We start from the raw sequence: 12,165 nt of genomic DNA, 5'->3' as shown, positions 1-12,165 counted from the left end.
GCGAAATCAGGCGGCGGCGCGCAGGGGGCGGGTGACGGCCACGCCATCGGTGTCGAACAGATGGCAGTGCGCCGGGTCCAGGTGCAGGTGCAGCGTCTCGCCGTACTGGCTGGCCATGTCGCCACGGATGCGCATGGTCAGCGGCTCGCCGTTGGCGGTGATGACGTGGCAGAAGGTGTCGCTGCCCAGGCGCTCGCCGACGTCGGCGGTGACGGTCAGGGTGGTCTGGCCCGGCGCGGCGATTTCCAGATGCTCGGGGCGAATGCCCAGGGTCACCGCGCTGCCCACGCTCAAGCTGGCGCCGCTGAGCGGCAGGCTGATCAGGGTGCCGGCGTCGAGCTGCACGTCACAGCCCTGGCCTTCGACACGGGTGACCTTGCCCTTGAGGAAACCCATCTTCGGCGTGCCGAGAAAACCCGCCACGAACAGATTGGCCGGCTGGTGGTACAGCTCCAGCGGCGAGCCGACCTGTTCGATGCGGCCGCTGTTGAGCACCACGACTTTGTCGGCCAGGGTCATGGCTTCGACCTGGTCGTGGGTCACGTAGATCATGGTCGCCTGCAGCTCTTTATGCAGGCGCGCCAGTTCCAGGCGCATCTGCACGCGCAGGGCGGCGTCGAGGTTGGACAGCGGTTCGTCGAACAGGAAAATCTTCGGGTTGCGCACAATCGCCCGGCCAATCGCCACGCGCTGGCGCTGGCCGCCGGAGAGCTGCTTGGGCTTGCGCTCCAGCAGCGGGCCCAGCTCCAGGATGCGCGCCGCTTCATTGACTTTGCTCTCGACGATTTTCTTGTCGACGCCGGCCAGGTCCAGGGCGAACGACATGTTCTTGCGCACACTCATGTGCGGGTACAGCGCGTAGGTCTGGAACACCATCGCCAGGTCGCGCTTGGCCGGGGTCACTTCGGTGATGTCGCGGCCATCCAGTTCGATGCTGCCCTCGGTCACTTCTTCCAGGCCGGCGATCAGCCGCAGCAACGTGGATTTGCCGCAGCCCGACGGGCCGACGAACACCACGAATTCCTTGTCGTTCACTTCCAGGTCGATGCCCTTGATGATGGAAAAACCTTCGAAGCCTTTTTGCAGATTCTTGATTTTCAGGTTGGCCATGATGGGCCCTCCGCTTGGAATTATTATTTGACGGCGCCAAAGGACAAACCGCGTACCAACTGCTTCTGGCTGATCCAGCCAAAGATCAGGATGGGCGCGCAGGCCAGGGTCGACACGGCGGACAATTTGGCCCAGAACAAGCCTTCGGGACTGGAGTAGGAGGCGATCAGCGCAGTCAGCGGCGCGGCGCTGGAGGACGTCAGGTTCAGCGACCAGAAGGCCTCGTTCCAGCACAGGATCAGCGACAGCAACACGGTCGACGCCAGGCCGCCCTTGGCGATCGGCAGCAGCACGCGGACCATTTCCTGCCACAGGGTGGCGCCGTCCAGGCGGGCGGCTTCGAGGATGTCCTTGGGGATGTCCTTGAAGTAGGTGTACACCATCCACACCACGATCGGCAGGTTGATCAGGGTGTAGATGATGATCAGCGCAATGCGCGTGTCGAGCAGGCCAAAGCTCTTGGCCAGCAGGTAGATCGGCATCAGCACGCCCACCGGTGGCAGCATCTTGGTGGACAGCATCCACAGCAGCGTGCCCTTGGTGCGCTGGGTTTCATAGAACGCCATGGAGTAGGCGGCCGGCACCGAGATCAGCAGGCACAAGGCGGTGGCGCTGAAGGAAATCAGCACCGAATTCCACGCGTAGGCAAAATAGTTGCTGCGCTCGTTGATGTGCAGGTAGTTCTCCAGCGTCGGCGTGAAGATGAACTGCGGCGGGGTGGCGAACGCGTCGATTTCGGTCTTGAAGCTGGTCAGCACCATCCAGAAGATCGGGAAGAAAATCAGGATCGCGATGGCCCAGGCCAGGGTGCCGAGCAACAGGCTTTGCAGGCGGCGGGATTGTTGAAGCGTCATGGCGCGGCCCTCAAGGCTTGTCAGTCAGGTTTTTGCCGATCATCCGCACCAGGATGATCGCCGCGATATTGGCGATGACCACGGCAATCAAGCCGCCGGCCGAGGCCATGCCCACGTCGAACTGCACCAGCGCCTGGTTGTAGATCAGGTAGGCGAGGTTGGTCGAGGCGTAGCCGGGGCCACCGTTGGTGGTGGTGAAGATTTCGGCGAACACCGAGAGCAGGAAAATGGTTTCGATCATCACCACCACGGCAATCGGACGGGCCAGGTGGGGCAGGGTCAGGTGCCAGAAGATCGCGATGGCGCCGGCACCGTCCAGGCGTGCGGCTTCCTTCTGTTCCTGGTCCAGAGACTGCATGGCGGTCATCAGCAACAGGATCGCGAAGGGCAGCCACTGCCACGACACAATGATGATGATCGACAGCAGTGGGTAGTGCGCCAGCCAGTCCACCGGCTCGGCGCCGAAGAACTTCCACACGGCGGCGAGAATCCCCGACACCGGGTGGAAAATCAGGTTCTTCCAGATCAACGCACCGACGGTGGGCATGATGAAGAACGGCGAAATCAGCATCACCCGCATGATGCCACGCCCGAGGAATTCACTGGCCTCCAGCAGCGCACTGATCAATACGCCGAACACCACGCTGATCAGCAACACACTGCCCACCAGCAACAGGGTATTGGTGGCGCCGGGCAGAAAGCCCGAGTCGGTGACGAAGTAGGTGAAGTTTTCCAGCCCCACGAACTGGTTTTCGCCGGGGTAGAGCAGGTTGTAGCGGATCAGCGAAAAGTACAGGGTCATGCCCAGCGGCACGATCATCCACAGCAGCAACAGGGCCACCGAGGGGCTGACGAGGAACCAGCCGGGGTTGGCCAGGCGGTTTTTGGGCGTTGTATTCATGGTGATCAGAACCAGATAGAGACAGGTGCGCAAAAGCCCTGTAGGGGCGAGCTTGCTCGCGAAAAAGGTACATCCGACACCGCGATGCGCTTGGAATACCTTCGCGAGCAAGCTCGCTCCTACAGGTTATGGGGGTTATTTGGGGTAACCGGCCCGCTTCATTTCACGCTCGGTGGTGGTCTGCGCGGCGGTCAACGCGGCATCCACGGTCTGCTGACCGGTCAACGCACCCGAGAAGAACTTGCCGACCTGCGTACCAATCGCCTGGAACTCGGGAATGGTCACCAACTGGATACCGATATACGGCACCGGCTTCTCGGTGGGCTTGGTCGGGTCCGCCACTTTCAGCGATTCCAGGGTCACCTTGGCGAACGGTGCGGCCTTCATGTACTCGTCGCTGTAGGTAGACTTGCGCGTGCCTGGCGGGACGTTGGCGACGCCGTCGGTCTTGGCGACCAATGCGCCATATTCCTTGGAGGTGGCCCAGCTGGTGAACACCTTGGCGGCGTCCTTGGCCTTGGAACTGGTGGGGATCGCCAGGCTCCAGGAGTACAGCCACGAAGTGCCCTTGTCGGTCTTCTCGTGCGGGGCGAAGGTAAAGCCGACGTGCTCGGCCACCTTGCTCTGGGTTTTGTCGGTGACAAACGAGCCGGCCACGCTGGCGTCCACCCAGATCGCGCACTTGCCGCTGTTGAACAGCGCCAGGTTCTCGTTGAAGCCGTTACTGGAGGCACCCGGCGGGCCGGATTTCTTCATGTTGTCGACGTAGAAATTCAGCGCGTCCTTCCACTCGGGGCCGTTGAATTCGGGCTGCCATTTCTCATCGAACCAGCGCGCGCCGAAGCCGTTGGCCAGGGTGGTGATCAGCGCCATGTTCTCGCCCCAACCGGCTTTGCCGCGCAGGCACAGGCCGTATTGCTCTTTGGATTTGTCGGTGAGTTTGGCCGCGAATTCGCCGATCTGGGTCCAGGTCGGGTGCTCGGGCATGCTCAGCCCGGCGTCCTTGAACAGGTCGGTGCGGTAATAGGTGATGGAGCTTTCAGCGTAGAACGGCAGGGCGTACAGCGAGCCCTTGACGGACAGGCCGTCACGTACTGAAGGGAATACGTCGTCAAGGTCGTAGGACGCCGGCAGGTCCTTCATGGGTTCCAACCAACCCTTGGCGCCCCACAGTGCGGCTTCGTACATGCCGATGGTCAACACATCGAACTGCCCGCCCTGGGTGGCGATGTCGGTGGTCAGGCGTTGGCGTAGCACGTTTTCTTCAAGCACCACCCAGTTCAGCTTGATCTGCGGATGCTCGGCCTCGAAGGTTTTCGAGAGCTTCTGCATGCGGATCATGTCGCTGTTGTTGACGGTGGCAATGGTCAGGGTTTGCGCGCCAAGGCTGACGGCGCTGAGGGTCATGCAAGAAAAGGCTATGAGAGCTTTTGCTGTGAACTTCATCGCGCACTCCATTTCCGCGCCCAGAGGGCTACAGAAGGACGGTTATTGTTGTTGTGTCTTCCCACAGGGAGTCAGGAAGAGTGTGCGTTGATTACAGCCCGCAAACGCCGCGATGACAAATCCTTGGGAGCACTGGGACTGATACTTTTTTGCACTGCACGGGTACAGCGGTAGCGCAGCGTCATGACGCGGTCACCTGTTAATTCTGACAGTAGACGCAGAAAAACAACGGGGAGTTAATGGCCAGGCATACACCCACCTGGAGATGTTCATGAACCTTTTCCGTGTAAACCTCAAAACCAATAAAGCGCTATTAGGCCTGATGATTGCGGGTTTTCTCAGTGCGTGCAGCACCGGATCGGCGTTGGATTCACGAGACCCGCCATGTACCAAAGCGGGCTATTTTAAAAGCACCAATGTGGTAGGTGGATTCCATCGGTGTGTCTATAACACCAGCATTCAACGGTGGATTCAATATCCCTATAACTGCCCGACCGGGTTGGAGTTCGATGAGTCCAAGCAAGCCTGTGTGAGACCCTGACGGGACTGCCTGTCCTGACACTTTCACGCCACACCAAGGCATTGAAAAGGGATCGGTACCCAGGTACCGATCCCTTTTTTACATCTACATCACGGTCGGATACGGCATCTGTGTGATACAGATATCATCGATGTCATACACCCCACCGGTGGTTGGGTTTCTGACCGAAACCGAGGCCTCGAACGGTTTACCGGGCAAATAACCGAGTGCCACATTGACGCTGAGCCAAGTATTGATCTGCGGCACGTTTTGCGTCCACTTCAAGGTGCCCAGGTGAATCTCGACAAAGGTCGGCGCCCCAATCGCGGCAAACTTGTTGATCCTGTAGCGGAAGCTGACGCGGTAGTAGCCCGCGGCGGCAGGCGTAAGCACTTTGTACAGACTGACGCCACTGCCGGTACCCGGTGTTGACTGCCAGAAATAGTTGCCATTCGATTCGCGGCGAATGCCCGCATCCGGCCATTCACTGAGCCAGTAGTTCATGTAATTGTCATTGAACGTCGTGCACTCCTTGATCATCACGCTTTGCAGCGTGTAACGGGTGGGTGGAAATTCAATCGCCTGCAATTCATCCCTTACACCATTGAGCGCCGCTTTGAATTGCAGGGTCAGTTGGCTGCGATTGCCAAGGTCTCGCAGGTAATTGCTCAATACGGTTTCCAGGTGATAACCCTGGCTGATCCAGGCCGCGTCGACCTCGGCCCTGTCGGAACCATTCATCAGGGTCAGGTTATGCGGCGTACCGTCGGCTCTGACACCGTACAAATACAGCCATACGGGCAGACCCGGGCGCATAAATGCAAAGGTCGTCACCCTGGCAGTGGCGTTGCCGGGCAGGGCATCCACATCGATCACGCCGTTGGCGGAGGCTTGGTCGATACGAATCACGGTTTTTTTCAGTTCGGCCAGCGGCAGGCTTTCAAGACTGACCGTGAGCGGTACCGAAGGCCGGGTTTCCCCGCCTCGTGTCACCGTATACCTGATCGTGAACTGCGTGGACGTGTTGCCGATATTCGCGGCGATCACTGATGCGGACACGTCGACGATGACGGTGCCATCGGTTTCGCCGTCCTTCGGCCCGATCACGGTTGAGCCGGCAGCGGTACTGCCCAGGACTTCCACGAAGAGGATGTCGCTGCTATACATCGGGCCGTAGGACACCTGCACATGCGCCCCGTACTGCGCATTCAAGGGGGCCAGGGTGACCCGTGTGCCGGAGCCGGTTGCCTCGATCAGGCTCGGCACCGGGAACTGCGTGGGCAAGGCCTGAATGGTATAGCGCCGCTCCTTGAACCACACCGCATTAGACAGTTCGGCGCTGCGGTCGAACGTTACCCCGAAGCGCATGCTCAGTGGGGAGCCGTCCTTGAGCTTGCGCAATTCAGCGACCGGCGCCGGTGGACGAATACCGTTCAATTCGCCGTCCTGTGTCACCAGGTCAGCGGTGTAAAAGCTGTGGTAGAAGGGATAGCCGTCAGCGTAGGTGCCGGACATCTCGAACCACATGCGCTGGAACCGATGACTGAAGTGCCAGTGGTCTTCAATCGCGCGTTCAGTGCCGTTCAATGTGGCGAGATTCAGCACGCCATCACGAGAATGGCCTTCTATGTAGGGTTCTGTCAGTGGCGGTGGCAACAATTCCAGGGCCAGTACTGGCGAAGGGGTCTCATGCTCGCCTCGCATGACGAAGTACTGCACCTCAATGAAGTGTCCCTGGGCCTGGATATTGGCGCCCACCACCTCCGGGTCGATATGAAAGTGCAGGACTTTCGAAGAGCTGCCGTATTGGGTCTCGCAATAAGTACCGATGCCCGCAATGCCGGTCCAGCAACAGCGAACCTGGTGGGAAGGCAGCATCTGCGGGTACTCGACGACAACAGTCGCGCCGTTTAACGCGGCCACTGCCGCCAACTGGTCGGGATAGCGCGTGGCCTGCGAGACCTCGGGACGCAGGAGGGTCAGCGCCTGGCCCACAGTAATGGTCCGGCGCTCCGAATAACGGCGTCGGCTGCCGTCCTTGGGTACCAAGGTGTAGCTCAGGCGGATCTCGTTATTGTCATTGGCAATGACGAACGCTTCGTCCACCAGGACCACCACCGGTTTGCCGGCCGTATCGGAAAAGAGCTCGACTTCCCCTCCAGTGGTTCCGCTGGCGTTGGCGCCCAGCCATGTCCAGAGGAACTTGTCCCCAGGGACCGTGCGTATGTAGGGCAGCGTCAGCTTGAGCTGACCTCCGATCACGCTGGCAGGGTCCAGGTTGTCGAACACGTCGACATACTGCAATAGCGGCGCAGGCAACTCAGCGACGACCGATCCGAATATGACTTCCAATACTTCGGACTTGCGCACCGTTTGTACGCCTGGGCCGAGGGTACGCATCGTGTGGTCGTTGACGAGGTAGTAGACCTTGACCGGTCCCACGCCAATGAAGGGCGCAAAATCCTCCTGCAGTACGATGCGAAAGCGGTCAGGTGGCGGTGGTGCACCTGCGTTCACGGTTTCTTCGTAGTCAATCAGTCCACCACCAGGTCGCGGTGCTTCCATGCGAAAGGTCACACTGTTGTTGGCTGCGTAAGGGCTGTAGACCGGGAAAATGGCTTTGATGAAAGGGTGTTCCGGGTCAATCAGGCCGCCCTCGTCTTGCTCGATTCGCATTGGGGGCATCATTTTTTTCGTGCCGAACACGCGAATACCCAAGCGTCGAGAAGCGCGCAGGAAGGCGCCACTGGCCGTCGTCAGGGTATATTCGATGCGCAATTGTCCATCGATCACGTCTTCGAGGTACTTGTTGTCCAATACGATGGAGGACGAGAGGCCGATACGCGCAGCAAATGCCGGCAGCGTCACGACGTTGGATGAGCCATCGGGGTAGAACTGGGTCAGTTTGACGTGGATCAACGCGCCTGCTGGGGTAGGTGTGGACGGACCACCAGGGAAGAGCGCGGGCAGCGTACGCGGAACGACCATTTCCGCGCTAAACACCTCGTCTCCCTGGGTGTCGAAATTCAGCTCGTCGACTGACTTACCGCCCACCACGAAGTGCGGCGGATCAAGCATGCCGGGTTCAAGGTCGGCCTCCAGCTTGATCACCTTCGACCACTGTGGGTCTTCCCCGGAATAGTTGAGTACGCGGTCAAACACCCGGAAGAGAATGGAAACTGCGCCGCTGCCCCCTGAAATAATGGTTTCTTCAGGGACATGCACGATGATGGGCTTAAGACCATCAACGTGTTGCTGATCGATTTTTTGAAAAACAGCGATACCGTTCCACCACACTTCAATGGTGTCGCCTACCGTGCAGAACGGATAAAAGTCACAGGTCAGGTCCACACCCGCCTGGGCACGCACGGGGTCCAACGTCGTGTCCTTGAGATCATCAGGCAGGTGTATCACCAGGTTCGAGTGGAACCATGGGTAGATGCTGCGTCCCCCTGGCCGCGTGGTTTTGGTGAACCACGTCTGAGGTAGGGATGTGCTGGGCGTGGCGCTGGCCACTCTGGTCACTTCACCGAAGCAGGGATAAATCGTGCCTTCGGGCACCAGCGATGCGGGAATGACCAACTGCACACGGTCCTTGTACACATCTTCCGGGTAGACCTCGCCTGCAGCCAAGGCGTAGCTGGTGCTGCCGGCGAAAAATTTATAGGTGTCACCGACATTGAAGTTAAACCATCTTTCAAACGTCACGATCAGCCACGGATCGATTTGTCGAATGCCCAACCCCACGTCAGCATCCAGATTCGGCTGCAGCGCGCCGTTGACATAAGGCGGGTCAAGGTCGACGGCGGAGGGCGATGCGGGCTCGTGGGGCGGGGATTGATACAGGGGAATGGGCAGGTTGGAGGACGTTATTTCTTTCATAGTGAGCGCTCCTTGTACAGTGATGAAACCGGGCAAGGAAATCACACACCCCTGGCAGCAGAGCGGATAGCTGTCAAAGTTGACAGAAGCGACGAGTGGTTGAATCAGCGCTCAGGCCTGATTTTGCTCGGTCAACCGTTGCACCGCCAGGCGCCGATAATGCGAAGGCGTCATGCCCTTGAGCTGCTGAAAGCGCCGATTGAAGTTGGAAATGTTATTGAAGCCCGACTCAAAGCACACATCCGTCACGGCCTTGTCGCCATCGGCCAGCAACTCGCAGGACTTGCTGATGCGCAGTCGGTTGACGAACTCAATGAACGTGCGCCCGGTGGCCTGTTTGAACACCCGGGAAAAATACGTCGGCTTCATCCCCAGGTACTCCGCCACTTCTTCCAGCGGCAACTCCCGGGCGTAGTGGGCAAAGATGTAGTCCACCGCGCGGTTGGTGCGGTCGATGCTGTGTTCGTCGGCTTGCTGTGGGGTGGTCACGCCGGACAGCAGTTGGTAGTCCTCACAGGCGCTCAACACTTCCAGCAGGATAAAAAAGTGCCCCAGGCGCGCCATGCCGTGGGCGTCCTCGATCTGCTGCATCAGGGTCATGGCCTGGGCGATAGTCTTTTTGCAGCGGAATTCGATGCCGTAATGGGCGCGCTCGAGCAACGGCGCCAGGCTCTTGAGTTCGGCGAAGATGTGGCTGCCGTGTTCGAACAGCTCATCGGTGAAGTTCACCAGCATGTCGCGCTTGGGCACTACCTCGTCTTCCTCCACCTGGCTGATCCAGTTGTGGGGCAGGTTGGGGCCGGTGAGAAACAGGCTTTCCGGGTAGAAGTTGCCGATGTAGTCACCGATAAACACCTTCCCCGAGCTGGCGACGATCAGGTGCAGTTCGTATTCCTTGTGGAAGTGCCAGCGCACCAGCGGGCAGGGGAAGCCGTGCTGGCGATAGATGATGGACAGACCGTTGTGGTCGTCCATCAGCTCGTAGGAAGGGTCGGTGATGCGCGTTGCTCGGGTCATGTTGCCGTCGCTTTATTGTGGTTGCTGCGTAGGATAATGCCCCGTCGCGCGCGACCTCGCCAGCGGTAGCCTTACAGGGTGCGGTTTTTTGCCTCGATCCACTGGGACATGTACTGGGTACTTTTATGCGCATGATGGCGCAGCATGCTGCCGGTGAAGTTGTCCCGGCGATGGGCGGCGAGGTGGCGGCGGCAGTGTTCCAGGCAGGCCACCAGCGCAGGCCCGTGGACCGATTGGTCGTAGCGCCGGGCAAGCAGTTGACGACCGTTTTCCTGGGCCTGGGTCCAGCGTTCGCGGTCCTGATAGAGGCTCACGGCGGCGGCAGCCAGGGCCGAGGCGCTGTGTTCGATGGCGCCCGGCCAGGGCTGATCATCGCCCATGGCCTCGGCGCCGATAGGGGTGGTGACATTGGGCGTGCCGCACAGCATCGCATCGATCAACTTGCCCTTGATGCCCGCGCCAAAGCGCAGCGGTGCCAGGCAAATACGCGCGGCGCTCATCACCTGCAGCGCGTCTTCGGCCCAGTTCATCACATGAAAACCCTGGGCCGGGTTGTGCAGGGCGGTTGCCTTGGGCGGTGTGTACGCGCCGTAGATATGCAACTGCGCGCCCGGCAATTGCTGGCGGATCAGCGGCCACAGGCTGTTCTTCATCCATAGCACCGCGTCCCAGTTGGGCGCATGGCGGAAGTTGCCGATGCTGAGAAAGTGCGCACGCTCTTCAAACGGCGCAAACGCGGCGCTGGGCGGTTGCAGCATCAGCGGGCACCAGTGGAGCAGGGCGGCCGGCACCTTGAACTGTTCGGTGAGCAGACGGATTTCCACGTCGGAGATCATCAGGCTGATGTCGCAGCGGTAAATGGCAGCAATTTCGCGTTTGGCCAGGTCGGTATCGGCCATGCGTTGGAACTCGTTCTCCAGCGCCGGCGCGAACAGGGCGCTGAGGTCGTCGCTGTCGGGGTTGGCCTTTACGTGCTCCTTGAAACGCTGGTGGCGGGCGTCGCGCAGGCTTTGCAGGTCAGAGGTCTCCAGCACGCGCAGGGCGTCGGGGCAGCACTTTTCGACGCGCCAGCCGAATTGCTCTTCCATCATGAAACGGTCGAACAGCACGATATCCGGGGCCAGTTCGCGGACAAAATCATCGAAGCTGCTGTTATTCAGTTCAATGGCGCATTCAGCGATGCCGAGTGCGGGCAAGTCGGCCTTGTGTTCGCCGATGGTCGCCGGGCTGCTGAAGGTAATGTCCCAACCCTGTGTAAGAAAACTCTCAAGGATTTGCATCATATGCCCGCCCGCAGCCGAGGAGCGCGGCTCCGGCCAGACGTAACCAATGACCAGGACTTTGGTGGCAGGCTGATTCATCAACAGCGGTTTCCTTGAGGGACAGGCGAAAAGCGCGCAATTAAACCACAACCCGGCGGCATGACAATTTGTGTCTGGCGGTAGGTAGCGTCGGCACTTTGTGGTTAACTTCGGCCTCTCGAATTCGTTTAACCAAAACCCAGCATAAGGATTCCGTTCATGGCTCAAGTCACCCTTAAAGGCAACCCGGTCCAGGTTGAAGGCGAATTGCCACAAGTCGGCACCCAGGCGCCCGAGTTCACCCTGACCGCCGGCGACCTGTCGGACGCGACCCTGGCGAGCTTCGCCGGCAAGCGCAAAGTGTTGAACATCTTCCCAAGCGTCGACACCCCGACCTGCGCCACCTCGGTTCGCAAGTTCAATGCCCAGGCCAACGACCTGAACAATACCGTGGTGTTGTGCATTTCCTCGGACCTGCCATTCGCCCAGGCGCGTTTCTGCGGCTCCGAAGGCCTGGACAACGTCAAGAGCCTGTCGGACTTCCGCAGCGCTGCATTCTCTCAGGATTATGGCGTGGATATCGTTGAAGGCCCGCTGCGCAGCCTCACTGCTCGCGCCGTTGTGGTGCTGGATGAGAACGACAACGTGCTGCACAGCGAACTGGTTGCCGAAATCGGCCAGGAGCCAAACTACGAAGCAGCCCTGGCTGTTTTGAAGTAACTGTTTCTGCGCATGACTGTCGTAAGGCAGTCACACGTATGATGCAAGCTTGCGGCCTGGCCTAGTCCAGGCCGTTTTTATTTGGGTGTCAGCAGCTTAGCGAAACAGCCCGCAGACCAGGACCCGAATTTTAAAAGTTGTAAGCCCAAGGTAAATAGCCGGTAAAGGCGCTTTTCTAAATGCGCTCCAGTGCTTATCTTTCAGCCTCCCAAAGAAGAAGCTCTCGCGCCCAATGGTTGATCACTCCATGCAATCCTCCCCCCGCAACCCCCGTCGCTGGCTGTTCGGCCTGCTTGTGCTGCTGGTTATCGCCGGCCTGTGCTGGAAATTCTGGCCCGGCGGCGCGACCCATAAAGACGCCCCGGCCGGGCACACCGGCAAGACCGGCATGGCGCGCCCAGGGTTCGGCGGCTC

9 protein-coding genes and 1 pseudogene are annotated in these 12,165 nt (G+C 59.7%); 3 read left to right on the top strand and 7 right to left on the bottom strand.

What is annotated here, in order from left to right; translation table 11 throughout:
• Positions 1-6: 6 nt before the first annotated feature.
• The 4 genes from BFP90_RS26145 to BFP90_RS26130 all read right to left on the bottom strand — a co-directional run bounded on the left by BFP90_RS26145 (position 7) and on the right by BFP90_RS26130 (position 4,272).
• Positions 7-1,110 (bottom strand): ABC transporter ATP-binding protein, encoded by a 1,104-nt coding sequence (locus tag BFP90_RS26145; protein ID WP_065898352.1) that lies wholly within the window; start codon positions 1,108-1,110, stop codon positions 7-9.
• A 23-nt stretch (positions 1,111-1,133) separates the two neighbouring features.
• Complete coding sequence (locus BFP90_RS26140) at positions 1,134-1,964, bottom strand: carbohydrate ABC transporter permease (RefSeq protein WP_065887345.1); 831 nt, start codon at positions 1,962-1,964, stop codon at positions 1,134-1,136.
• 10 nt (positions 1,965-1,974) lie between these two features.
• A complete protein-coding gene (locus BFP90_RS26135; protein WP_065898350.1) occupies positions 1,975-2,865 on the bottom strand; it encodes a carbohydrate ABC transporter permease in 891 nt (296 codons plus the stop codon).
• A 135-nt stretch (positions 2,866-3,000) separates the two neighbouring features.
• Entirely contained in the window at positions 3,001-4,272 is a 1,272-nt protein-coding gene (locus BFP90_RS26130) for an ABC transporter substrate-binding protein (RefSeq protein WP_370671709.1), read from the bottom strand.
• A 304-nt stretch (positions 4,273-4,576) separates the two neighbouring features.
• On the opposite strand from BFP90_RS26130, the gene BFP90_RS29740 reads away from it, so the two are divergent.
• Positions 4,577-4,852, top strand: coding sequence for a chitin binding peritrophin-A domain-containing protein (locus BFP90_RS29740; RefSeq protein ID WP_083203338.1), 276 nt, complete (start codon positions 4,577-4,579; stop codon positions 4,850-4,852).
• An 84-nt stretch (positions 4,853-4,936) separates the two neighbouring features.
• Here the strand turns inward: BFP90_RS29740 and BFP90_RS26125 are convergent, their stop codons facing one another.
• The 3 genes from BFP90_RS26125 to BFP90_RS26115 all read right to left on the bottom strand — a co-directional run bounded on the left by BFP90_RS26125 (position 4,937) and on the right by BFP90_RS26115 (position 11,091).
• Positions 4,937-8,713 (bottom strand): hypothetical protein, encoded by a 3,777-nt coding sequence (locus BFP90_RS26125; protein WP_065898346.1) that lies wholly within the window; start codon positions 8,711-8,713, stop codon positions 4,937-4,939.
• Positions 8,714-8,824: 111 nt separating this feature from the next.
• Positions 8,825-9,730, bottom strand: a complete 906-nt coding sequence (locus tag BFP90_RS26120; protein WP_065898345.1) for an AraC family transcriptional regulator — start codon at positions 9,728-9,730, stop codon at positions 8,825-8,827.
• A 71-nt stretch (positions 9,731-9,801) separates the two neighbouring features.
• Complete coding sequence (locus tag BFP90_RS26115) at positions 9,802-11,091, bottom strand: glycosyltransferase (RefSeq protein WP_065893187.1); 1,290 nt, start codon at positions 11,089-11,091, stop codon at positions 9,802-9,804.
• Between the two features lie 159 nt (positions 11,092-11,250).
• On the opposite strand from BFP90_RS26115, the gene tpx reads away from it, so the two are divergent.
• Both tpx and BFP90_RS27860 read left to right on the top strand, forming a co-directional pair.
• Positions 11,251-11,751: a thiol peroxidase gene (tpx, locus tag BFP90_RS26110; RefSeq protein ID WP_065898343.1), complete on the top strand. Its 501-nt coding sequence runs from the start codon at positions 11,251-11,253 to the stop codon at positions 11,749-11,751.
• A gap of 232 nt (positions 11,752-11,983) precedes the next feature.
• Positions 11,984-12,165, top strand: a pseudogene (locus tag BFP90_RS27860) (multidrug transporter subunit MdtA); the annotation flags it as partial.

The sequence above is a fragment of the Pseudomonas sp. 24 E 13 genome (assembly GCF_900004715.1).
Taxonomy (GTDB): Bacteria; Pseudomonadota; Gammaproteobacteria; order Pseudomonadales; family Pseudomonadaceae; genus Aquipseudomonas; species Aquipseudomonas orientalis_A.
Note: the sequence above shows the minus strand (reverse complement) of the source record. Positions and strands in the feature narration are given on the sequence as shown.

What these genes read in the sequence shown, in the direction of transcription:
- BFP90_RS26135 (WP_065898350.1), bottom strand. Translation starts at nt 2,865, where the DNA reads ATGAATACAACGCCCAAAAACCGCCTGGCCAACCCCGGCTGGTTCCTC.
- BFP90_RS26120 (WP_065898345.1), bottom strand. Translation starts at nt 9,730, where the DNA reads ATGACCCGAGCAACGCGCATCACCGACCCTTCCTACGAGCTGATGGAC.
- tpx (WP_065898343.1), top strand. Translation starts at nt 11,251, where the DNA reads ATGGCTCAAGTCACCCTTAAAGGCAACCCGGTCCAGGTTGAAGGCGAA.
- BFP90_RS26145 (WP_065898352.1), bottom strand. Translation starts at nt 1,110, where the DNA reads ATGGCCAACCTGAAAATCAAGAATCTGCAAAAAGGCTTCGAAGGTTTT.
- BFP90_RS26130 (WP_370671709.1), bottom strand. Translation starts at nt 4,272, where the DNA reads ATGACCCTCAGCGCCGTCAGCCTTGGCGCGCAAACCCTGACCATTGCC.
- BFP90_RS26140 (WP_065887345.1), bottom strand. Translation starts at nt 1,964, where the DNA reads ATGACGCTTCAACAATCCCGCCGCCTGCAAAGCCTGTTGCTCGGCACC.
- BFP90_RS29740 (WP_083203338.1), top strand. Translation starts at nt 4,577, where the DNA reads ATGTTCATGAACCTTTTCCGTGTAAACCTCAAAACCAATAAAGCGCTA.
- BFP90_RS26115 (WP_065893187.1), bottom strand. Translation starts at nt 11,091, where the DNA reads ATGAATCAGCCTGCCACCAAAGTCCTGGTCATTGGTTACGTCTGGCCG.
- BFP90_RS26125 (WP_065898346.1), bottom strand. Translation starts at nt 8,713, where the DNA reads ATGAAAGAAATAACGTCCTCCAACCTGCCCATTCCCCTGTATCAATCC.